Source organism: Campylobacter sp. IFREMER_LSEM_CL1846 (assembly GCF_025772105.1).
GTDB classification, from domain to species: domain Bacteria; phylum Campylobacterota; class Campylobacteria; order Campylobacterales; family Campylobacteraceae; genus Campylobacter_D; species Campylobacter_D lari_D.
Genome location: NZ_JAKMRM010000010.1, coordinates 1 through 23,672 on the forward strand (window position 1 = coordinate 1; position 23,672 = coordinate 23,672).

Genomic DNA, 23,672 nt, shown 5'->3' on the forward strand with positions numbered 1-23,672 from the left:
GGAGATAATTCTACCTTTAAGTTTTTTATCTAATTTATCTTTTATGAAATGATCTTTGATCGAGGTTTTGTTTTCTATTATGTGTTTTCCAAATACTCCTAAAGCAATGTTTAGTTCTATATTGCCATCTTCAAAATTTTGTTTTGGAATAAACACTGTTGCAGCAGGATAGCCATTAACTTGGAAATAATAAGCAACAATATTTGATACATCTTGCAAATCTTGGATATTAAATTTTTTCTGTTCATAATTTAATATGAGATTATGTAATTCCTCTTCTTTAATTCCTAAATTTTCAAAATCAATTCCTTTGTTTGTGATGTGAAAATTATAGTGAGTAAGTATTTCTTTTTCATAATGTTCTTGGTGTGTATTTATGATTTCTCTAGCATCTTGAAATTTTTCATAATTTTGTTCAGTTTTTAAATTTTCTTTTAAAGCTTTGTTTTGTGGTATATTTCTATCAGGGGATAATTCTATTATTTTTATATTGTCATTTGTAGCTCGTAAAGCACATGTTAAAATTAAGGTGCAAACAATAATCTTATGCATTTAACTTTCTTTAATTAGCACATGGGTTCATAGCTTTAAACCCATCGCTTACAATACAAGTTTTTTTACGAGCTTCTATATCAAGTTCCCCAATTTCTTTGATTATTATTTCATCTTTAACTAAATCATCTCCTAAAGAATTAAATAAAAATAAATTAGCAATATTGTCATTAATCATTGCAGGATAGTTTTGACTATTGTTTAGACTTGATTTTGCTTGATTGTTTTCTAGTGTAGGAATGCTAGGAATACTAGGTGTTAGATCAGTCCAAGGTAAATCAGGTTCAACAGGAATGCTAGGTGTTAGATCAATGCTTTCTAAAATAGGTTTATATAAGTCATATTGATAATCTCCCATTATTAAAAAACTACCTTTATTGTGTTGATATTCTATTTTATTTTTAATTTCTGCTAATCCTAATTTGGAAGCTATTGTTTCTTGTTGTTTTTCTAGCATATTGATATTTTTAAGTAATTGAGCTAGCTTATTAGGATCTAGTGAAGAATTGTTTTTTATATAGTCATTATAAGATTTTTCTGCTATTTGAAGTTGTAATTTTATATTTTCCAATTCTTTTAGAAGTTGTTGTGAATTTAAAACTATATCTTTTAACTCTCCTTTTAGAATTTCTAATATACTTATTTTTTTCTCAATTGTTTTGTCTATATTTGATTTTATATTGTTTTGATAAAAATCTTTTACACCTTCTTCAAATTTATCATTATTTGCATTATTTAATCCGTTGTTTTGATAAGCCATTATAAAATCTAAACTTTGAACTATTTTCAAGGCTTGTGATTTATTATTTGCTGTATCTTTGATGAAGTATTTTGCCACAAAATCTACTTTTTCATCTTCTGTCATTAGATTATAATCTTTTTCTGCTAACATATCCAATAAAACATCAATATATATTTTATAATGCTGATTGATAAGATCTGCCAGAATTTCATTTTTGATGACATCTTCATATAAATCATCTTTACCAAGGATGGCTTCTTCTTGTATGATATTGTCTATATTTGGGTAATTAATTTCTATTTTATTTGAAAAATCTGGTTTTTTTGGTAGTTCTATAATAGGTCTTGCTATTGTATTATCTTTACTTAAAAAATCTTCAAATTTTAAATTTTTATTATCATCATTATAGGTATGAATATTAATTTTCATATCTTTCCATAATTTTAAGTCGCTAAAAACATCATTAAAATCATTTTCATGATGATAAATATGTATATTCTTAAAAGCTAAATTTACATTTTTATCGTTATAGGCACTAATAAATTTTCCACTTAAATTTTTACCATCACTTGCAAAAGATTGTATTTGGGAGTCATTTTCAAAAAATAAATATATATTTTTAAAATCTAAATTAAATTTTTGAAACATTGAACGCCCTTCAATATATCCGATAAACCCAGCAGCATTGGCAAAGTCTTTTTGTCCATAAGCTTGTATATTTTTTATATCATATATGCTTATGTCAGAAAAACTTCCCTTACCTTCTTTTTGAATCCATCCTGCAAAACCTCCAACATTCACCATTCCGCTTTTGTCTTTTTCAATCTTACCTGAAATAGTGTCAATATTTTTTATTGTGATATTTGAAAGAGATAAATTATCACTTCTATATCCTTCTATTTTTCCTGCAAAACCACCGCTTGCAGCACGAGTGCCTTCCATGGAGTTATTATTAATGCTTTCTATTTTTTCAGCTTCTATGCTAATATTATCAAAAACACCTCCATTAGCAAAACCTACAAACCCACCAGCATAAGCATTTCCTGTATCAAAAAAATCTTCTTCCAACGAGCCATCTTTGTTATCTTGACTAATGCTTTTTACATTTTTAACGCGTACATTGATGTTTTTAAAATAAGTATCACCAGAATCAATACTTCCTACAAATCCACCAGCATAAGTATGGCGTAAAGTAGTAAAAGTGGAGGTTATGTTGTTTATATCTAAATTTATATTTTCAAGATCAGCATAGCCTATATTACCTGAAAAACCACCTGTAACAAAACCTCCATTAATTTCATCAATTTGTCTTATATCGATATTGCTAAATTTTCCTCCCCATACTTCTCCTGCAAAACCACCTGTGTATGTTGCTTTTGTTGTTTTATCATTAATAATTTTATTTATTTGTGATATGTTTATATTTTCAAATTTTCCATTGTTAATTCCACCTACAAAACCTCCAATATGTGATCTATTTTCAAGGCTAATACCGCTGATTTCTCCTATTGATTTTATATCAATCTTGTTAAAGTTAGCACCATTAACATATCCTATAAAACCTCCTGCGTAGAGGTTGTTTTTATTTTGTGTAGAGATTTTAGAGATATTTTTTAATTCTATATTTTCAAATTTACTGCCACCACTTGCATATCCTACAAAACCTCCAGTATACATTGAGTTTGATAGAATAGAATTATCGTTATAATCAATTATTATATTTTTAAATTCAGAACCATTAGCATTTCCAAATATACCAACATATCTTAAAGAATCTGATAATACATTTGTATCTATGAATATATTTTTTAAAGCAAAATTTTGTCCGTCAAAAATTTTATTATAAAAGCTATTATCTTCTATAATTTCCCAATTATCATTGTAAATAGGATCTTTATATCCTACTATCATATTGGTGCAACCATATCCTTCTATACAGTAATTTGCATAGTTTTTTCCTTTAAAATCTATATCATTTGTTAGTCTGTATTCAGTAGCTGTATTTCTAAAATCTTTTTTATTTTCATTCCAACCTTTGGCAAAATGCCACCAATCAACATCTGATGATATTCCTACAAAATCATATATGTTAAAGGAGCTATTATTATGTTTTATATTTTGAAAATCAGTTTGTTTAAGTTTATCAAAAACTGCAAAAGAATTAGGATCGTAGTAATATCCACTAGCATTTAAATATATAGAACCTCTTTCTTTAGTGCTTACTTCTAATTTTGATAAAGAATTTGCGTTTATATTTGATGCATCAATGTCTATTTCGTTTCCTATAAGTTTGATGTTTTTTGAGTTGATTTTAGTTAATAAATCATTTGAATTTTTAATATTTGAATTTAATAAAATTTTATTTCCTATAAAGACAACTTCTTCAGCGTTAATATTTCCCATATTGACTACATTGCCATTGTTTTTATCTAATTTTATAATGGGTGATTGTATGGTGTTTGTTTTTCCATTTGCAAATTTTTGCATTTCATCAGAACTTATTGATGAGGTTGAAGCCACAAAGCGATTAGCATTGATAGTTCCTGTTTTAGTAATGATTACTCCATTAGGATTGATTAAAAAGACATTGTTGCCTTTTGCATTTAATACACCTTCTATGGTAGATTTACTTGTCCCATGAGCAATGTTTAGGTAGTTTTTATTGCTTCCATTAAAATTTACACTTTCACCTTTGCCTATGCTAAAGCCACCACCCCATTGTATGACTGAATTTGTTCCATGTCCATTAATATTTAAGGTATTGTCATTTGGTCTGTTTATAGTTCCACTAGTCCCGTGAGTAAATTTACCTCCACTAGGTAGCGCTAGACTTTGATCAAATAAGATAGAAATAACAATACCAGATAAAAGAATATGGTTAGAAAAACTAGACATCAGCTATCCTTAAATAATTATTAATATCAATATGTAATTTTTAAATATATTATAACAAAATTTATTTATAGTTAAATAAAAACAAATAAACATAAACAATATAAATAATTTATTATGCATATTTTTGTTATATAATTTGCTTTTAGAGTTAAGGTTTAGATTAAATGAAATTTTTAGTTTTTTTATTTAAAGAAAGCAAATTAAAAACCATTCTTTTTTTGCTTTTTAGTATTTTTACGAGTATATTAGGTGTATTGACTTTAGTTTTTATCAATGAATTTTTATTAAAAGCTAATCTTGAAAACTCAAATATTATCGTGTATTTTGTGCTTTTGTTGCTTGTATTTTTTGCGAGTTCTTCTTTTGTAGAAATTGCTTTAAGCTCGTTTGGACAAAGTTTTATTTTTAAAATGCAAAGAAGGGTTGTAAAGCAAATTTTAGATACAAGTGTTTTGAGTATTTTAAATACTACTAGAGCAAAGATTTTGGCTTCTTTAAATAATGATGTGCGTAGTATTTCTTTTGGACTTTTAAGACTTCCTGAATTCATACAATCAAGTGTTTTGATTATTTGTGTAAGTGCTTATATAGCTTATCTTTCTTTAGAAATTTTCTTTTTGTGTTTTGTGTGGATAGTGTGTGTTTTTTTGGTGGATAATTTTTTGATGAGCAAGGTGTATTTTTATTTTAAAAATGCTAGGGAAAATGATGATGCTTTGCAAAAAAACTATCAAAATATTTTACAAGGGCATAAAGAATTAACCTTAAATCCTTTAAGGGCAAAGTATTATTATGAAAACGAGTTTGAAAAAAATGCTCTAAAAAAGAAAAAAAGCTCCACTATAGGAAATATTTTACATATCTTATCTAATAATTGGAGCAATAGCGCCATGCTAGCTTTAGTAGGAGTGGAGTTTTATATAGCTTTAAGCTATGAACTTGCTAGTTTGCAAAGTGCTACTACTATTGCTTTAAGTGTGCTTTTTTTAAGATCGCCACTTGGAGCTATGATAGGAAGTTTTCCTACGCTTATGATGGCAAAAATCGCTTTAGATAAAATTTCAAATTTAAATTTAGAAAATTATTCTCATGAGTTTAAAATTAGTCAAAATAAAAAAACTTGGCAAAAACTTTGTTTTAAAGATGTATCTTTTTCTTATAATGAAAATTTTGCACTAAAACCTGTAAATTTTGAGCTTAAAAAGCGCGAATGCGTATTTTTAATAGGGAAAAATGGTAGTGGTAAATCTACTTTTTCTATGATTTTAGCAGGACTTTTTATAGACTTTAAAGGGGATATTTTTTTAGATGATGAAAAAATAACTTCAGAAAATATTTATGAATATAGAAGTTTAATTAGTGCGATTTTTAGTGATTTTCATTTATTTGAGCATGTTTTAGAAGATGAGAAATTTAGCAAAGAGGACTTGGCATATTGGCTTGAAATTTTAGAACTAAATGAAAAAGTAGAGCTTGTGGAAAATACTTTTAGCACTATAAAGCTCTCGGCTGGACAAAAAAAGCGCCTTGCTATGCTTAATGCTTTACTTGAAAAAAGAGATATTTTAATATTAGATGAGTGGGCAGCTGATCAAGATCCTATGTTTAGAAAGTTTTTTTACACTAAGCTTTTGCCACTTTTAAAGCAAAAAGGCATTACAATATTTGCTATAACACATGATGAAGTATATTTTGACATGGCTGATAGAATTTTACTCGCACAAAATGGTCAAATTTGTGAATTAAAAGGCGATATTAAAGAACTAGCAAAAAATGCAGTAGAAAAATTTTAAAGGATAAAAATGAAAAAATTATTTATTTTATGTTTATTTTTAGGAGTAAGTTTGATGGCAAAATCTTTTGAGCTTGTAAAAGAGCCTGTTCTAACTTCGCAAATGGTTGAAGGGATTTTGGATCTTGCAAAGAAAGAAGCAAGAAAAAATGGCTTTCATGTAAGTATTACCATAGTAGATAAATCTGGTCAAATTTTAGCAGTTTTAAGAGATGATAAAGCAGGTGTGCATACGATTAATGCTAGTTATAAAAAAGCCTACACAGCCACTTCGCAAAAAAGAGAAACAGCAGTTATTTTTAAAGGTGTAAAAGAGGGTAAAATACCTGAAGATATTCGTTATTTAGATGATAAGTTTTCTATTATGCCTGGTGGGGTACCGATTTTTATAGATGGAGTTGTTGTTGGTGGTATAGGTGTGGGTGGAGCACACTTAGATGAGGATGTAAAAATAGCAAAAGCGGGGATAGCGTTTTTAAAATAGGCTTTGAAAAATCAAAGCCTATTGTCACTTAGCTTTTGCATAAATTTCTTTTTCAATGTTTATGTAAAATTGTGCGATAGCTTTGTAAGCTTCTTCCCAAGCTTTTAGTGTAGTTTCATCTGCATTTAACACTACTTTAATAGCCTTTAAAAGACAAGCACCTACTATAGGGTAATGCTCCTCTTTGACATTTAATTTTGTATGAGTGATAGCTACTTTATCAACAAAGCTTCTCATATTTTCTAAATTTTCTACATTTTTTGCTGCCATTAAAATAGCCATTGCTAAAGCTTTTGGTTGCTCGCCTGAAGCTTGTTTTTCCATATTAAACATAGGTTTTACTTCAGGATATTCTTCAAACATGATTTTATAAAATTCTTTTGTCAAAACTTCACCATTTTTTTGTAAAATTGGTACACAATCTTTGATGATTTGAATTTGCTCTTGTGTCATTTTATCTCCTTTGTATATTGTATTTTTGATGATTATATAAAAATAAGAGAAAAAATATCTTGATTTATGTTAATTTTGTATTATTTTATTTTAAATTGATTATGTATATCAATTTAAGTAAATATAAAGTGAATTATTAATATAATAATCCTTATCAATTTCAAAATTTAAAATTAAGGAAATTTATAAAATGAAAGCAAAAGTAGTTTTACTATCTTTACTAGCTGCTATGAGCTTAAGTGCTCAAGAGCTTACGATTTATTCTCATCGTCATTATGATTCTGATAAAGGAATTTTCAAATTATTTCAAGAAAAAACAGGTATTAGTGTAAATGTGGTGCAAGCTAAGGCTAATGAGCTTGCTAAAAGATTAGAAGTTGAAGGTAAAAATTCAAAAGCAGATTTATTTATGACTGCTGATGCGGGAAATTTAGAACAAGTTCGCACAAATAATCTTTTTGTTTCAGTTAGCTCGCCTGAGCTAGAAAAACTTTCTCCAAAAGAGCTAAGAGGCAAAAATAACGAATGGTATGCTTTTACAACAAGAGCAAGAATCATCATCGCTTCTAAAGATAGAATTAAAGATGGAGAGATTAAAACTTATGAAGATTTAACTGATCCTAAATTTAAAGGTAAGGTTTTAGTAAGAAGTTCAAATAATGTTTATAATATTTCTTTGTTAAGTGCTATGATAGATACTTTGGGCAAAGAAAAAGCAAAAGAATGGGCACAAGGCATAGCAAATAATCTTGCACGCACTCCAAAAGGTGGGGATCGTGATCAAATTCGTGCAATCTATGCAAAAGAAGGCGATGTGGCTATATCAAATAGTTATTATCTAGGACATTTAGCAAATTCAAAAAATCCTAAAGATGTTGAAGCTGCAAATTCAGTAAAAGTGATTTTTCCAAACCAAGATGATAGAGGAACACATATCAATGTAAGTGGTATAGGTGTTTTAAAAACTTCTAAAAATAAAGAAGCTGCGGTTAAATTTATCGAGTTTATGCTTTCAAAAGAAGCACAAGAAATTTTAACAAACCAAAACTATGAGTATCCAGTAAATAAAGAAGTAAAACCTGCTAAAATTTTACAATCTTGGGGCGAGTTTAAAGTAGAAAAGCCAAATTTCGAAGCTTATTGGGGTAATGCTAAAGAAGCTTTAATGATTTTTGATGAAGTTCAATGGAAATAATTTTAAGGAAAAATAAAATTTGAAATTTTTAAGTTTAAGGTGGTCTTTTGCCACCTTTTTTTTCTGTAGTTTAATCATACTGCCTATACTTGCTATTATCTTACACCTTCCTTTTATAGATATTAATACCTTAAAACATTTGAGTAGAAATGTCTTACCAAGGTATATTTTTGGTAGTGCTTTTATATTGTTTGGGACTTTAGTGTTGTGTTTGATTATAGGATTAATTAGTGCTTATTTGATAGCTTTTTATAAATTTTTTGGCTCGAAATTTTTTGAATGGTTTTTGATTTTACCTTTGGCTATACCTTCTTATGTAATGGGTTTTGTTTGGATTGATTTGTTTGAATTTCAAGGCTTAATTCCCACGCTTTTAGGTGTTGATAAGCGTATAGATATCATGAATGCATATGGCGTGATTGTGATTTTATCTTTTGCTCTTTATCCTTATGTGTATTTTTTTGCTAAAAATACCTTTGCTTATGGACTTGGAAATATCATTTTAAGTGCCAAAACACTTAAGGCTTCTAATTTAAAAACATTTTTTAAAGTGATTTTACCATTTTGTCGTGTGGGTATAGTGGGTGCTTTGCTGTTGGTGGCTATGGAGGTTTTGAGTGATTATGGTTTGGTGGCGTATTTTGGCGTAGATACTTTTAGTGCAGGAATTTTTAGAACATGGGGAAGTGGTGGCGATGAAGTCAGTGCTGTGGCTTTAAGCGTGGCTTTACTTGTGTTTATCGCATTTTTAATGCTTTTAGAAAAAATTCAAAGAGGTAAAAAAGGCTTTAATCAAAATGTGTTTTTACCTACTCCAAAAGATGAGTTAAAAGGCTTAAAGGCATTTTTAGCCTTTTTATGGTGCTTTTTAGTGGCATTTTTAGCCTTTGTCGTGCCTATTATGTGGCTTGTTTATTGGGTTGGGTTTGATTTTATGCAAAATTTAAGCAATGTCTTAACACCTGCATTTTATAGTCTTAGTGTGGCTTTGGTGAGTTCTTTTGCTATTGTGGGAGTGGCATTTTATTTATGTTTTGTGGTGCGTTTAAATGATACAAAAGCTTCTAAAATCATCCTTTGGCTTACGACTTTGGGGTATTCTTTACCTGGAGCTGTGGTAGCTGTGGGAATTTTAGTGATTTTGGGTGTGTTAAATTATATTTTTGATCTTTTATCTTTTGAGTATGCCATAGGTGGTGGATTTTTAGTGCTATTTTTTGGATACTTTGTGAGATTTTTAGCTTCTGGAATTTTTGCAACCCAATCAGGCTATGAGAGAATTTCTAAAAATATAGACTATGCAAATTTAACCTTAAAATCAAAACCACTTAAAATTTTCACTCAAATTCATTTTCCTTTGATGAAGCATTATTTAGCTTTGGCTGTGGTGATTATTTGTGTGGATATTTTAAAAGAATTACCTATTTCAACTATACTTTCACCTTCAGGTTTTCAAACGCTTTCATCGCTTGTATTTGCTTATAGTGAAAATGAGTTAATTTATAATGTTTCTTTGCCATCTTTGATTATAGTGTTATTTGGGATTATCCCTACATTTTTAATGCATTATTTGCAAAATAAAAACAACCAAAAAGGACAATAATGGAAATCTTAAAAATTGACAATCTTTACAAATCTTTTGGAAAAACAGAAGTTTTAAAAGGAATTTCTTTGAGCTTAAAAGAAGGCGAGATTGTCAGTATTTTGGGAGAAAGTGGCTGTGGTAAGAGTTCTTTGCTTGGTTGTATAGCGGGTTTTTTTGAAATCAATGATGGTAGTATTTATATAGGGGATAAACTAGTTGCTTCTAAGAGTATGTATTTAGCCCCACAAGAGCGTGATGTGGGGGTTTTGTTTCAAGATTATGCTTTGTTTCCGCACTTAAATGTAGAAGAAAATATATGCTTTGGTATAAGCTCTTTAGGTAAAAACGAGCAAAAACAAAGGCTTGATGAGGTTTTGGAAATTTTAAATTTAAATACACTTTTAAAACGTTATCCAAATGAGCTAAGCGGTGGGCAAGCTCAAAGAGTAGCATTAGCAAGAACCATAGTTGCAAGACCAAAAATCATACTTTTTGATGAACCTTTTTCAAATTTAAATCACACTTTAAGTGTTAAAATGCGCAAAGAAATCAAAAATATTTTAAAAGAGCATAAGCTTAGTGCTATTTTTGTTACGCATGATAAAGACGATGCTTTTTATTTATCAGACAATATCGCTTTGATTAAGGATGGGAAAATTTTAGACTATGGAAGTGCTAAAGAGCTTTTTTGTAAGCCTAAAAATATAGATAGTGCTTGTTTTTTGGGTGAAGCATTTTTTATAGATCCAAATACAATTTTAGATGAGAATTTTAAAGCATATTTACAAAGTAAAAATGGCATTTTACGCCCTAATGATATACAAATTTCAACTTCACAAACTCCTTTAAAGGCTAGCGTTTTAGAATGTGTGTTTTATGGGGATTTTTATGAGCTAGGCGTGAGTTTGGAAGGACATATTTTTAGTATTTATCATCATAAAGAGCTTAGTAAAAATGATGAGGTTTATCTTAAGTTAAGTGATATAGAAAGCTTTTAATTACTCTAATTCATTTTCAAATATATCTAAAATTTGCTAAAGATTATAAAATAAAGTAAAATCACAGCAAAAAAAGGAAATAAATGATTAGTGTAGAATTGATAGAGCATATTTTTAAAGCTGCTTCTATATCAAGGTGGAATGATTATCCTAGAATGACAAATTTAGTTGAGCTTGATAAACAAGCACATAAATTTATCATTGCTTATTTCATTGCTAAAATGGAAAAAGATGTCAATATGCGTTTTATCATAGAAGCAGGAATTTTTGAGTTTTTAAGTAGGGTGGTAGTGACTGATATACGCCCTGATGTGTATCATGAGATAACGCGTGCAAAAAATGAGCAAGTAAGTGCTTGGGTGTTAAGTAAAATCGCACCAATGATTCAAGATATAGAAAATGGTGAGTTTTTAAAACGCTATGAGCTTTTTTTGCAAGGTAAAGATTATGTGAAAGAAAGGCTTGTTTTAAAAGCTGCTTCGTATTTTGCGACAAGGTGGGAGTTTAATATAGTTTATCAAACTAGTTCATTTTTAAGTGATATTGATGAGATTAAGGCTAAGGTTGAAGAAGAATTAGAAGATTATTATGAGTTAATTGGCGCAAGAAAAATAGCCCTTAATCGAAAAATTTCTAAAATAATCGATCTAAGCGGACGCTTGCGTTTTCAAAAAAGATGGGCACAAACTCCAAGGATTCCAGAAACTGCGGTTTTAGGACATATGCTTGTGGTAGCTATTTTGTCTTATTTTTATTCTTTAGAAGTAAAAGCATGCGATGGTAGGATAGAAAGCAATTTTTATTGTGCTTTGTTTCATGATTTACCCGAAAGTTTAACTAGAGATATCATCTCTCCGGTAAAATATGGCATAGATGGTTTAAATGAAATCATCAATGAGTATGAAATGAAACTTATTAATGAGAAAATTTTACCTTTTATACCACTATCTTTTAGAGAAGAATTTAGTTATATACTTGGTATTAGAGAAGGACAAAATGAAGAAAGTGCCTTTGTAAAAAATGAATTTGAAAATCGTATTTTTAATAACAAGCCAAGTGTTTATAGCGGTAGTTTGGATGCGGTTAATGAGGATCGTTTTAAGGCTATTGATGGAAAGGCTTTGAAGTATTGTGATAAGCTAGCAGCTTTTATAGAAGCGGCTTTATCGATTAGCTATGGAGTAAAGTCTAAAGAGCTTGAAAGCGGTTTTGTGGGAATGTATGAGTATTTTAAAACAAATCCGACTATTAATGGGGTAAATTTCTTTAGAATTTGTGAGGATATTAAAGGGTATTTTAAACTTTAAAACCCTCCCCCAGATGACTGCGGCACACACTAAGTCTAAGTGCTCTGCTGTGTTCCCACCCTGAAGCGGTGCTTAAAAATAGCATTGCACAGGTCTAAGAGAAGGCAGTTGAAATAATATCTTAAAATATCTTAAAAAACATTGAGGTGAAGTATGTTGAGTATATTTGCAAATTTTTTATCTAAATTTAGAGAATTTTTTGTTCCTAGTCATCTGTCTTTAGAATTTAGAGCAAAATCTTTTGCGGCTATTATTGTGGCAAATAAAAATATAAAAGCAGAAATTTGGCAAGTTTTAGCTGATATTGCTAGTGAAATTTATCCAAAAGATAAAAGCAGGCAAGCAATTTTGGTGCAAACTTCTAAAGAATATGTAGATAGAGTTTTAAAAAATGAGCTTAGTTTGGATACTTTACTTAAAAATATTGCTTTGCTTTTGAAAAAAAATCCAAGATATATACAAAAGATAAAATTTGATAAACTTGAGCGTTTAATAGATAAAAATGAAGAAGAATCTTTGGTTCAGCTTAGGGTGTATGAATTTTTTGAGCAAGAGGTAAAATATATCTTAGAGCAAAAAAATATAAATAAAACATGAAAAGCTAAAATTAGCGTTTCATGTTGATTGCTTTTTGTATCATTTGATCGGCTGTTGTGATACTTTTACTACTTGAATCATAAGCTTTTTGTAGAGTAATTAAGTTAGTAAAAGCTACCGATAAATCTACATTAGATTGCTCTAAATAAGAACCTTTAAAAGTTGCTGTGCTGAAATTTCCATTAGCATCAAGTAAAAAAGTTGGATTGCCGCTATTTCCTGTTTGCCCATAAAGATTTTCCCCTAGCTTTTCCAAGCCTTGTTCGTTTGTAAAATTAAACAAAGCAAGTTTTGCCATAGCTATTTGATCTCCATTGGTAAAAGTGGCGATGATAGTACCATCTGTGTTAATAGAATAATTATTTAAAAACCCCTCGCCCTTACCATCTGTTTGTGTATGCACTGAAGGTTGTTTGTTTTGTAAAGCATGAAGCCCATCATAGCCTGAATTTGGTATATTTGGATCATAATAAGAACCAAGATTTATATTAACCCTTGTGCCATTATTATCTACCGAATTTAAGGTGTTAGATACTAAAGCTCCAGATTCGTTAAAAGTGATTAAACCTTCAGTTGTTCCACCTATTTTATTGCCATCATTATCATACACTTGTGCAACGGCTTTGTATTCTAAATCTGTACCATTTTGCGGTAAAACTCTATCTAATTTAACTTTTACCCAACTAATAGATCCATCAGGATTTATTAATTTTGCAGAAAGTTCTGTGCTATCAGCTACTTCTTTTTCAACGCTTAAGTGAGATGATTCTAATTTGGCTGTTTCTAAATCGACTTTATCTAGTTTTTGATTGTCGATACTAAAAGCTAAATTTTCATCTAAAGTAGCTTGTAATGTTTGACTAGCACCCTTTTCATCAGTGATTTTAAAATATATAGTATCGCCAGGTTTTATACCATAAATTTGTTCATCTTTTACACTACCTGAAATTTTTACACTACCATCTTCATTTTTACTAAATTCAAATTTAGAAGCATCTACATCTACATTTACTGCTTCTGTTTTGGTGCTTGTGTCTAAATTTCCACTCCAAGTTATATTTTGCGTTGGTTGAGGTGGTAAGTAAAGATTTTTAGGTACAGAAATAGGTCCTTGAGTATTAACTCCGCCCATTTGTAAATTCTGTCCAGGTGTTCCACTCCAAGCTGTAGTGACTTTTTGTCCCATAATCTGACCAAACATATTAGAAACTCTATCGCTTAGTTGAATTTCTTGTAATGATGGATTCATAGTTCCAAGTACATAATTTCCATTTGAATCTACTAAAAATCCATTTGCATCAGGTTTAAAAGCACCATTTCTAGTATAATAAACCCCATTGGCATTACTTACACCAAAAAAGCCTTTTCCAGCAATTGCTACATCAAATTCATTATCAGTAGAAACTAACGGACCTTGTTCAAAAATATCATTAGTAGCTCCTGCTACACTACCATAACCAGTTTGACCTTTGTTATATGATTGTGTTGTTATGGTGCTATAAAATACATCTTTAAATGCCACATCAGAGTATTTAAAACCGACTGTATTGACATTGCTTATATTATGAGCGGTATTGTCTATACCATAACTTTGGGATTTTACTCCATTTACTCCATTGTAAAATGCTGTAAACATGATTTTATCCTGTAATCTCTTTAATATCTTCCCATTTAACCCAGCTACCGCCCATACCAACTAGAGCTTCACCTTCTTCAAATTTAACTCCAGTGATAGGATAAGCACCATAAGTTGAATTAACGGTTGTGCCATCTTCACCTATATAGCTTGCTCTTACATAGTATTTTCCAGATGGTACAGGACTTCCACTATCATCTGTTCTATCCCAAACGATTTGTTTCATACCAGCACTCATATCTTTAACACTCATTGTTCTTACAGGATCTCCTGCTTCATTATAAATAGTAAATGTTACAGGTGTGCTGTCTGATTTATAAGCTGAATCAATCTTTGCTGTTTTGATATCAACACTTGGGGTATGTCCTACTATTTTAAATGTTTGATCTTCTCCAACTACTGCTTGAACAGTTTCTTCTTGACCTTTGTCATCTTTTAATTTTATATGTATAGTTTCTCCAGGTTCAGCTATTTCTTTATCAACTTTACCTGTTATATCTAGTTTATCTTCGCCATTTTTCTTAAGTTCAAAACCTTCAATATCAATATCAGTCTTTTTACCTTTTTGTGGTTCTTGTGGTAAATACATATTAATTTGAAATTGTATATCATCATCTGCCACTACAAGGTAATTATCTTTAACTGTTGCAAGCTTTCCAACTGCAGCTAGTGCGCTCATACCTGTGCTTGCTGCAATAGAATTTTGTAGTTTTGTCATCGCAGTTACAAGTTGAGTCATGGTTTTATTAGTATTATCTTGCATTTCAAGTGCTGAAAGTTGTGCTGTTTGGGTAAGCATTTTTTCAGTATCCATAGGATCTGTTGGATCTTGATGTTGGAGTTCTATTAAAAGAAGCTTTAAAAACGCATCCTTGTCAAGTTCTGCCCCAGGGTTGTAAATCAACCCGCTATCACCTTCACCGGCTCTAGTGCTTCCTTTAGCATTTGGCATATCTTTAGTATTAAGCGTTGCTAAAGGACCTTGAAGGGTTTGTGTGTTTATATTTGACATAAAAATCCTTTTTTATATATTTTTAAAGCTCAAAGCAAAAAATATTCCATTTAAAAATATTTTGCTAAAACCATTTCTAAGCTCGGTTTTTCTTGAATTTCTTTTTCAAAATTCACCTTATCTTCTTTACTATTGTTGTTTTTTTGTCTTTGCGGATTGCTTTGTTCTTTTCTTTCTTGATTACTAAAATTCATTTCTAAATTTGTAAATCCCATATTTACAAGAGCATTTTTAAATTCAGCTTGATGTTGTATAAAAAGATTTAGGGTATTTTGATTAGAGTTAAAGCTAATATTTAAATTTGAACCCCTTTGGACTAAAGTTACTTCTACTTCTCCAAGATTATGTGGATTAAGAGTTATACTAAAGCGAGTTATAGGTGCTTTGTAGCTTTCTAGTTTTTCTTTAAATTCTTGGGCAAAATCATTAAAAGTTTCTTTCATAGGAATATTTTGATTTTTTATAAAATTATTAGAAACCCTATTCATTTCCCTTACATAAGAATTTAAATTTTCTTCACTATGATCATTTTCATCTTTTGAAAACTCTTTTGTGTGTTTAAAAATATCACTAAAATTATCTATATTTTGATTATTTTTATCTATTTTTAAATGTTTATCTTGAGGGGCTAATAGATTTTCTAAGTTAATTTTTAAATCTTGATTTTGATTTTGTATATTTTGAGTATTTTTTATATTTGTTAATTCAGTTTTTAAATCTTTTGAATTTTCTAAAACAGAACTTATTTTTTTACTAAAGCTATCTTCGCTAGTAGTTAGTTTTTCATTCTTTAATATTTCTTTAAAATCTAGCTTTTCTTTTTCTTTAATATCTTTTTTTAGGTTTGTGTTTTGAGTAAGATTAATTAACTCAATATCACTTAGTTTTTCATTGAATTTTGTTGTTGTATTTTGGATATTTTTTGCGTTTTTTATTTCTTTTTCATCTTGAATTTGAATTTTTTCTACTAATTTTTCTTTAAAATCTATGTTTTGAATGTTTTCTTTTGCTTGCGTTTTTATATCTTTTTTTGGAAGTTCTATATTTTTTAAAGCAGAAGAAAGCAAAGACACACCTTCATTTTCTTTGCTTTTTATATTTTTGCTTGTATTTGGTTCTTCTTTTAAAAGCTTGGTAATTTTTTGATTGATTAAATCTTGAAAAACATTAGTATTATTATTTTGTTTTGGTATTTCAAAAAAACCTTTTTTATCAAGATTTGGAAAGGCTTCTTTTAAATCTTTAATTTGTTCAAATTTTATATTTTTGATGTTTAATCCAAGCTCTTTTGCCACATTAAAAAGCTCATTAATATTTTTTATATTTTTTAGCTTGTGTAGATTTTTTTCAAGAGCTAAAATAGCAGTATTATCCTGGACAAGTTTGTTTAGTTTTATATCCTTGCTATCGCTTTGTAAAACCTCCAATAAAGAAAGAATTTGCATAAAATTTGCACCCTCAAAAAGCTTCAAAGCATCTTTTTCATCCAGCGGTATTTTATCTTTGACATCATCTTTTAAAATTTTATCATTAACTTTATCATCTTTTTGTGGAGTCTTGAAATCTTTTGGTAAACTTCCATCTTTTTCATTTATTGCTTGCAATAAGGAATTTAAAAATTCCTCGCCATCACTTTGTGAGCTAGCGTTTTCTTTACTTGGGTTTTCATTTTGTGGAGTGATGCTTAGTAAGTTTAAAGCATCACTAGCTTGGATATTAGACATTAATTAACCTACTAAAAAATTATTTTTTGCTAAATTTGGAAATAAATTTTGTAATTGTGCTGCACAATCAAGTTTTAAATTTTCATGAGTAAGATTAAAATTTTTAAATATTACTAATAATTCTTCTATGTTTTTAGCATTTAAAACCGCATTTTCATTTTGAGCATCATCTAAAATTTCACTTACTTTACTTGAAAGTTTTGCATAATTTAATTCTTTTTCTTCGTTTGAATTTATAACTTCTAAATAATTTAAAAGTTCCATAAAATGCTTACTATTTAAAACTGAAGTTCCTTGTTTTTCTAAGTTAGTGTTAAAGATTTGAGTATTTAGGTTTGACATATTTTTCTCCTTAAAAATAATTCTTACTCAAGACAAAAGCAACAAGTGTTCCAATTTTTAAATCTTAATTTTTAAGCATTTTTTTTATATAATATTAGATTTTAAATTTAAGACTTTGGAGAAAAACTTGGATAATATTAGAAATATAGCTGTTATAGCTCATGTCGATCATGGTAAAACAACAATGGTAGATGAGCTTTTAAAACAATCAGGAACTTTTAATGAGCGTGAACAAATAGCAGAGCGTGTAATGGATAGTAATGATATAGAAAAAGAAAGAGGTATTACTATACTTTCTAAAAATACCGCTATTAATTATAAAGGCACAAAAATAAATATCATAGACACTCCAGGCCATGCTGATTTTGGTGGTGAAGTTGAGCGTGTGTTAAAAATGGTTGATGGGGTTTTACTTTTAGTTGATGCACAAGAAGGGGTTATGCCTCAAACTAAATTTGTGGTAAAAAAGGCTTTATCTTTAGGGCTTAAACCTATTGTTGTTATTAATAAAATCGACAAGCCAGCTGCTGATCCTGAAAGAGTAATCAATGAAATTTTTGATCTTTTTGTGGCTTTAGAGGCAAATGATGAACAACTTGATTTTGCAGTGGTTTATGCAGCTGCTAAAAATGGTTATGCAAAACTTGCACTTGAAGATGAAAGCACTAACATGGAACCATTGTTTAAGACTATACTTGAGCGTGTGCCTGCTCCAAGTGGTAGTGATGAAAATCCTTTACAGCTTCAAGTTTTTACTCTAGGTTATGATAATTTCGTTGGTAAGATAGGGATTGCAAGAATTTTTAATGGTAAAGTAAAGAAAAATCAAAATGTTATGCTTGCTAAAGCAGATGGCTCTAAAATCAATGGAAGAATTTCAAAGCTTATCGGTTTTATGGGTCTAGAAAAAATGGACATTGAAGAAGCAGGGACAGGCGATATTGTAGCGATTGCAGGTTTTGAAGCTTTAGATGTAGGAGATAGCGTGGTAGATCCAAACAACCCTATGCCACTTGATCCTTTACATATAGAAGAGCCAACTTTAAGTATAGTATTTTCAGTAAACGATGGTCCTTTAGCGGGTACTGAAGGTAAACATGTAACTTCAAATAAAATCGCAGAACGCTTAGAAGCTGAAATGAAAACTAATATTGCCATGAAATATGAAAGCACAGGCGAGGGTAAATTTAAAGTAAGTGGAAGAGGTGAACTTCAAATAACTATTTTAGCCGAAAATATGCGTAGAGAAGGTTTTGAGTTTTGTATGGGTAGACCTGAAGTTATCGTTAAGGTAGAAGATGGTGTTAAAACAGAGCCGTTTGAGCATTTAGTGATTGATGTGCCTGATGATTTTACCGGAGTGGTGATTGAAAAACTAGGTAAAAGAAAAGCTGAAATGAAAACTATGACACCAACTGGAGATGGTCAAACAAGACTTGAGTTTGAAATTCCTGCGCGTGGGCTTATAGGATTTAGATCACAATTTTTAACAGATACTAAAGGCGAGGGTGTTATGAACCATAGCTTTTTAGAGTTTCGTCCATTTAGTGGAGCAGTTGAAAAAAGAAATAATGGCGCGTTAATTTCTATGGAAAATGGTGTTGCACTAGGATATTCTTTATTTAACTTACAAGATAGAGGGGTATTATTCATTGATCCTCAAACAAAAGTATATACAGGCATGATTATAGGTGAGCATTCACGCCCAAATGATTTAGATGTTAATCCTATTAAAGGTAAAAATTTAACTAATGTTAGAGCAAGTGGTAGTGATGATGCGATTAAGCTTGTACCACCTAGAAAATTAAGCCTTGAAAGAGCATTAGAGTGGATAGAAGAAGATGAACTTGTAGAGGTTACTCCACAAAATATTAGAGTTAGAAAAAGATATCTTGATCCTACTCAAAGAAAAAGAATGGAAAAGGCTAAGTCTTAATGGATTTTGAAGCCATAAGACAAGCTTTAAATAAAAGACTCAAAGCTTTACAAATTTTAGCATTTGCTGAAGCTTTGGTTATATTTTTTCTTGCTTTTCAATTTAGCAAGGATGTGATTATAGCTTTGTTTTTTGCTGTTTTAGCAGGAGTTTTGTTTTTTAGAATTTTAGGAAGAAAGCTTATGTGGGGACGCAATGAGCTTGTATTTAAAATGTGTGAAGAATTTTTAAAGCAAAACAATGCTAAATTTGACAAACAAGGCTTTGATCAAAAAGATTTTGAAAAAATTACTTTTGATTTTTCTTTAAAAACTTATCATTCTCAAAATTCTTTTATTTTTGATGATTTTATTCTTTATGATGTGAAATTTAAAGATGAATTTGGGAATTTCTTTTGTGGAATTTTGCTTTATAGTAAGAAATTAAAAGAAGATATTAGCTCAAGTGAAAGTATTTTTGAAAAAGTAAAGGATAAAGAATTTTCTACACAAAGAGTTTTGAAAAAAGATGATTATTTGCTCATAGCTAGTTTGAAAAATCCTTTTTTTGCTGATTTAAAAATTTCAAGCGAGTTAAATTTTAAACTTTTTAGAGCTAATTTAGAAAAAATTCAAGCTTTTATACATGATTAAGTTTAGCTTACTTAATCATTTTGTTTTAAATTATTAATTTCTTGTATTTTTAAATTCTCATTTTTTCCCATTAAATTTTGTATGATTTGAATTTGCTCTTTAGAGGCATAGCTTATGTCTTTTAAAACTATCCAAGTGATTTTTTGATTACAAGGCTTGTTGAGTTTATTTTTAAAGATATAAAAAGATTGAAGATTATTTGGTAATAACTCATTAGCGCTTAAGCTTTGAACATAAAGCTTATCGCCTTCTTTTTTAGGAAAAGCACGGATGATTTTTTTAATAAAAGGATTTTCCGCACCTTCTTGTAAAAACAGCACAACCACTGCTATATCGCCTTTTTGACTTACATGGCTAAAATGAATTTCTAAAGGATAAGATTTTTTATCAATAGAAATCTTTGATGGGCTATGAAAGTGAAAATGCGATAAATTATAAGCTGTATTATCTAGCATGATATGGCTTCCATTGCTTGCAAAATACATTTTTATGGTATAACCATCATTTATTAAACCAAAAGAATCATTTGAGTAGTTAAATTCTAAAGAATGATTTTTGTTTGTGGCCTTTTTACTATTTATATTGATAAAATCTTGATTTAAACCACTTTCACAGTAAATCCAGTTTTTATCTAAATTTTTCCATTTGTCTTTGTCTATGAAATTTCCATGTGAGGCATTTTGAGGCATTTGCTCATAGGCAAAAAGCATGCTAGTAGTAAATAAGCCAAAAAGTATTTTTTTAAAACTCATAATATTCCTTTTTTAATATAATTATAAAAAAATAAATCCTACAAGAAGCTTATATTTAAAAATAATTATATTAAAATTAAATATTTTAAAGAAATTATAGACAATATTAAGGATAAATTGATCGATATATGGGAGGATAGTGTGAAACATTCCCATGATTTTTTATCTGATTTTGATAGAGAAAAGATTAAAAATGATCTTTTAAATTCTCAAGTATTCTTTAGTTTAAATTATTTGATTTGTTATAATAAAGACAAAATGATTGGATTTTTAGCATTTGTGGATGATAAAATTGAAATGTTGTTTTTAAGTTCAAAATATTTTAACAAAGGTATAGACACTACTTTAATATCTAAAGTCATAAATGATTATCATTTGAAATATGTTGAAGTAAATAAAGATAATTATAAGGCATATAAATTTTATCAGAAAAATGGTTTTTTACAAGAGAGTGAATATAAAGATGAATATGGTTTTATTATTTTAAAAATGAAATTTTAACTATTCTTTGCCATCTTTGATAGGTACAAAAAGGCATTCATCTAAAACTTCTTTGCTAATCTCGCCATCTTTTTTGGTAAATTTAGTGATAAATTGTTGATTTCCTATGAGTAAAGGAGCTACTAAAATTCCATTGTTTTCAAGTTGATCAAATAATACATTTGGAATGTGTTCTATATAAGCTGAGAGTAAAATTCTATCATAAGGTGCATAATTTTTCCAGCCATTTTGCCCATCATCAAATTTTACATGAATATTAGCATAGTTTAGTTTTTTAAATTTTTCTATAGCACTAATTGCAAGTTTTTCGATGCGTTCTATGGTAAAAACTCTTCTAATAAGCTTACTTAAAATCGCAGCTTGATACCCGCTACCACAACCTATTTCTAAAACACTATCAGCTTCTTTAAAATCAAGCGCCATAGTCATTTTGGCCACAGTTAAAGGTGAGCTTATCCATTGATTACCCATTAAAGGAAGTGCATCAAGTCTATAAGCATGCATTTTTAAAGGTGAAAAAATTTCTCTTGGAGTAGAACAAAAAGCTTCAAATAATTCTTCATTAATGAAAGTGTTTTTGCGAATTTCTTCTGCCATAGTTTGACATTGTTTTTGTTCAAATATATGAATCAATAAGCACTCCTTGATAAAAAGTGTTATTTTATCTTAAATTTTATTTATCTAGCTTTAAAATCCTTAAGGCGTAAAAACGCCTTAAGATTAATCAAGTGTATAAAGGATATTTGATCCATCTTGATAAGATAAGATGTGCATTTTACCATCTTTGAAGAATAAGCTTCTTGCGTTAGTTATATTTTCTGGATACGAAATAGTTTTTACAACTTCTTCTTTGTCTAGATCAATTACAGCAATAACATTATGCTTTTTACTTAATGCATAAATTTTACCATTTTTAAAAGCCATTGAAGTTATATAAAGATCGCCCAAAGTTTTTCCTTCTTTTAACTCAGCTTTAGGAGTAAATTCAGCTGAAAGAACTCTATCTGCTAAAGAAATTTTAGAAATTACAAAAGTTTTAGCATCCTTATTGTTTGGAACAGTAGCAAGATACATGTATTTTCCATCAGTAGTTGTGCTTAAAACATGATGGAATTTAGCTCTAACTGTGTCAATTCTACCACGACCAAGGTTTTCACCTTGTCCCTCAAAATTATTTGCCCCTCTAATAAAATCAGCATATTGTAAAGCTTCATCTGCATTAGGATTTTGAGCAAATCTTAAGAAAGATTTATTAGAACCCATTAAGATGTATTTGTTATCTAAATAAGGGATAATTCCTACGATAGGGTTGATTGTAGCTGAAAAATATGGATCTAATAGAAAATCTGTTTTAGTGCTAAAATTATCATCTAGGAAAAATACTTCCCATTTTGAACTTGCGACATATTCTCCATTGATATAATCAAGTGTATTGATAGCTTTAGGAAAATCAATTTTTGTTTCATTTGCGATTTTTAGATTATCATCGATATTTGTAAATGGAGCATTACTGATATTATTATCAAATTCAATACCTAGTTTTTCATTAGCAGGAGCAAAAGCAAAATCAGGTTCTTTAACATCGCGTTTTCCTAAGAAAGAAATGCTTTTCCAACTTTTATTCCAGCCTGAATCATCCCAAATAATATATTTTGGATTTAAACTAAAACGAACTGGATCACCTTGTCCGCTATATGGGATAGGACCAGTGCTTACGAAAGCTTGGAAGACATTTGAAGCTACGATAAAAGCAACAATAACCATAGCAGCTAGGTTAAATTTAGTTAATTTTCTAAAACTAACTCCTTCCATTTCTTTTTCAAAGGAGCCAAATTTTGGAGCAAAAGCAAAAATTACACCAAGTAATAAAACTACAGCCCAAAATACTACTTCAGCCCAAAAATAAGTATGCAAACCAAAAATAGGCAAACCAAAACCTTGATCAAGATCACGATGTGCATGTCCGCTTATATGATTAAATGATTGCCATAAACCAAATGCAGTTGCAATTAAAAGAAAAGCTAAGAACTTACCTTTCATACCATAACGCACAATAAATAAAGCTGCAACACCAATGAAAATCATTGATTCTCTTTGGCCCCAACAAGAAGTACAAGGGCTATCACCTAGCATATAACCAAAAATCAAATTTGCAATTCCAACAGGCATTAAAATGATTAAAAAACCTGCCAAGCACATTAAAAAATAAAAAAATTTAGTTTTGTTAATATCACACATATTTGCCACCTTATAGATTCATTAGGCCTAAGATTGCGCCTGATTTGCGACCTAAATAGTCAAATACCATAATAGCCCATGAAATTACAAGTATAGAAAAAGCTAGTTTTTCTTTTTCAGGCTTAATTATCATGAGAACTATGGCAATAAAGACTAGCAAAAGTTCTAAAAACTCCATAATTACCCCTTTACTAATAAAATAAAATGGCGGATTTTACAATAATGAAATAAATAAAAATAAAATATTAAATAAAAAGAGAATTTTAGTTTAAAAAAATGTAAAATATGGGTAGTTTTGT

21 protein-coding genes and 1 other RNA gene are annotated in these 23,672 nt (G+C 29.4%); 10 read left to right on the top strand and 12 right to left on the bottom strand.

The window, feature by feature from the left end; genetic code table 11:
- Window positions 1–552: POTRA domain-containing protein (locus L8W40_RS05595; protein ID WP_318529484.1), on the bottom strand; the 552-nt coding region annotated here is incomplete at its 3' end.
- A 10-nt stretch (window positions 553–562) separates the two neighbouring features.
- Complete coding sequence (locus L8W40_RS05600; protein ID WP_263664890.1) at window positions 563–4,189, bottom strand: filamentous hemagglutinin N-terminal domain-containing protein; 3,627 nt, start codon at window positions 4,187–4,189, stop codon at window positions 563–565.
- A gap of 164 nt (window positions 4,190–4,353) precedes the next feature.
- Here L8W40_RS05600 and L8W40_RS05605 point away from each other — a divergent pair, with 164 nt between their 5' ends.
- Together L8W40_RS05605 and L8W40_RS05610 are read left to right on the top strand one after the other, a co-directional pair.
- Window positions 4,354–5,982, top strand: a complete 1,629-nt coding sequence (locus tag L8W40_RS05605) for a multidrug ABC transporter permease/ATP-binding protein (RefSeq protein WP_263664891.1) — start codon at window positions 4,354–4,356, stop codon at window positions 5,980–5,982.
- Window positions 5,983–5,991: 9 nt separating this feature from the next.
- Complete coding sequence (locus tag L8W40_RS05610) at window positions 5,992–6,465, top strand: GlcG/HbpS family heme-binding protein (RefSeq protein WP_133319039.1); 474 nt, start codon at window positions 5,992–5,994, stop codon at window positions 6,463–6,465.
- A gap of 24 nt (window positions 6,466–6,489) precedes the next feature.
- On the opposite strand, the gene cgb is transcribed toward L8W40_RS05610, so the two are convergent.
- Window positions 6,490–6,918, bottom strand: a complete 429-nt coding sequence (gene cgb / locus L8W40_RS05615; RefSeq protein WP_133319038.1) for a single-domain globin Cgb — start codon at window positions 6,916–6,918, stop codon at window positions 6,490–6,492.
- A gap of 190 nt (window positions 6,919–7,108) precedes the next feature.
- Between cgb and L8W40_RS05620 the strand changes: the two genes are divergently transcribed.
- From L8W40_RS05620 to L8W40_RS05635, 4 genes are all read left to right on the top strand, one after another.
- Window positions 7,109–8,113: an extracellular solute-binding protein gene (locus tag L8W40_RS05620; protein WP_133319037.1), complete on the top strand. Its 1,005-nt coding sequence runs from the start codon at window positions 7,109–7,111 to the stop codon at window positions 8,111–8,113.
- A 19-nt stretch (window positions 8,114–8,132) separates the two neighbouring features.
- Window positions 8,133–9,716 carry an ABC transporter permease gene (locus tag L8W40_RS05625; protein ID WP_263664892.1) on the top strand — a complete coding sequence of 528 codons (1,584 nt, stop codon included), beginning with the start codon at window positions 8,133–8,135 and terminating at the stop codon, window positions 9,714–9,716.
- Window positions 9,716–10,696, top strand: a complete 981-nt coding sequence (locus tag L8W40_RS05630; RefSeq protein WP_263664893.1) for an ABC transporter ATP-binding protein — start codon at window positions 9,716–9,718, stop codon at window positions 10,694–10,696. Before L8W40_RS05625 ends, L8W40_RS05630 begins: the two co-directional genes overlap by 1 nt.
- A gap of 83 nt (window positions 10,697–10,779) precedes the next feature.
- Window positions 10,780–12,003: an HD domain-containing protein gene (locus tag L8W40_RS05635; RefSeq protein ID WP_263664894.1), complete on the top strand. Its 1,224-nt coding sequence runs from the start codon at window positions 10,780–10,782 to the stop codon at window positions 12,001–12,003.
- Between the two features lie 3 nt (window positions 12,004–12,006).
- Here the strand turns inward: L8W40_RS05635 and ffs are convergent.
- An RNA gene (ffs, locus tag L8W40_RS05640) (signal recognition particle sRNA small type) lies at window positions 12,007–12,104 on the bottom strand.
- 52 nt (window positions 12,105–12,156) lie between these two features.
- Between ffs and L8W40_RS05645 the strand changes: the two genes are divergently transcribed.
- Entirely contained in the window at window positions 12,157–12,600 is a 444-nt protein-coding gene (locus L8W40_RS05645; RefSeq protein WP_263659559.1) for a hypothetical protein, read from the top strand.
- A 10-nt stretch (window positions 12,601–12,610) separates the two neighbouring features.
- Here L8W40_RS05645 and L8W40_RS05650 read toward each other — a convergent pair whose 3' ends face one another.
- The 4 genes from L8W40_RS05650 to L8W40_RS05665 are packed head-to-tail and all read right to left on the bottom strand — an operon-like array spanning window position 12,611 to window position 17,314.
- Window positions 12,611–14,236, bottom strand: coding sequence for a flagellar hook protein FlgE (locus tag L8W40_RS05650; RefSeq protein WP_133319032.1), 1,626 nt, complete (start codon window positions 14,234–14,236; stop codon window positions 12,611–12,613).
- A gap of 4 nt (window positions 14,237–14,240) precedes the next feature.
- On the bottom strand, window positions 14,241–15,248 hold the full coding sequence (locus tag L8W40_RS08140; RefSeq protein ID WP_220567070.1) for a flagellar hook capping FlgD N-terminal domain-containing protein: 1,008 nt from the start codon (window positions 15,246–15,248) through the stop codon (window positions 14,241–14,243).
- Between the two features lie 50 nt (window positions 15,249–15,298).
- Window positions 15,299–16,972, bottom strand: coding sequence for a flagellar hook-length control protein FliK (locus tag L8W40_RS05660; protein ID WP_263664895.1), 1,674 nt, complete (start codon window positions 16,970–16,972; stop codon window positions 15,299–15,301).
- A 3-nt stretch (window positions 16,973–16,975) separates the two neighbouring features.
- Window positions 16,976–17,314, bottom strand: a complete 339-nt coding sequence (locus tag L8W40_RS05665; protein ID WP_263664896.1) for a hypothetical protein — start codon at window positions 17,312–17,314, stop codon at window positions 16,976–16,978.
- Between the two features lie 127 nt (window positions 17,315–17,441).
- Here L8W40_RS05665 and typA point away from each other — a divergent pair, with 127 nt between their 5' ends.
- Both typA and L8W40_RS05675 read left to right on the top strand, forming a co-directional pair.
- On the top strand, window positions 17,442–19,250 hold the full coding sequence (typA, locus tag L8W40_RS05670) for a translational GTPase TypA (protein ID WP_220567072.1): 1,809 nt from the start codon (window positions 17,442–17,444) through the stop codon (window positions 19,248–19,250).
- On the top strand, window positions 19,250–19,882 hold the full coding sequence (locus L8W40_RS05675) for a poly(A) polymerase (protein ID WP_263664897.1): 633 nt from the start codon (window positions 19,250–19,252) through the stop codon (window positions 19,880–19,882). The genes typA and L8W40_RS05675 overlap by 1 nt, the downstream gene beginning before the upstream one ends.
- A gap of 11 nt (window positions 19,883–19,893) precedes the next feature.
- Here the strand turns inward: L8W40_RS05675 and L8W40_RS05680 are convergent, their stop codons facing one another.
- A complete protein-coding gene (locus tag L8W40_RS05680) occupies window positions 19,894–20,634 on the bottom strand; it encodes a carbonic anhydrase family protein (RefSeq protein ID WP_263664898.1) in 741 nt (246 codons plus the stop codon).
- Between the two features lie 141 nt (window positions 20,635–20,775).
- Between L8W40_RS05680 and L8W40_RS05685 the strand changes: the two genes are divergently transcribed.
- The gene (locus L8W40_RS05685; RefSeq protein WP_263664899.1) at window positions 20,776–21,135 is read left to right on the top strand and encodes a GNAT family N-acetyltransferase; all 360 of its coding nucleotides are present in this window, start codon (window positions 20,776–20,778) and stop codon (window positions 21,133–21,135) included.
- Here the strand turns inward: L8W40_RS05685 and L8W40_RS05690 are convergent, their stop codons facing one another.
- The 3 genes from L8W40_RS05690 to L8W40_RS05700 all read right to left on the bottom strand — a co-directional run bounded on the left by L8W40_RS05690 (window position 21,136) and on the right by L8W40_RS05700 (window position 23,506).
- Window positions 21,136–21,765, bottom strand: coding sequence for a protein-L-isoaspartate(D-aspartate) O-methyltransferase (locus L8W40_RS05690; RefSeq protein ID WP_133319188.1), 630 nt, complete (start codon window positions 21,763–21,765; stop codon window positions 21,136–21,138). It lies immediately after the preceding gene.
- 90 nt (window positions 21,766–21,855) lie between these two features.
- Window positions 21,856–23,373, bottom strand: a complete 1,518-nt coding sequence (locus tag L8W40_RS05695) for a disulfide bond formation protein B (RefSeq protein WP_263664900.1) — start codon at window positions 23,371–23,373, stop codon at window positions 21,856–21,858.
- 10 nt (window positions 23,374–23,383) lie between these two features.
- Entirely contained in the window at window positions 23,384–23,506 is a 123-nt protein-coding gene (locus L8W40_RS05700; RefSeq protein ID WP_318529485.1) for a dihydroneopterin aldolase, read from the bottom strand.
- Window positions 23,507–23,672: the final 166 nt, after the last annotated feature.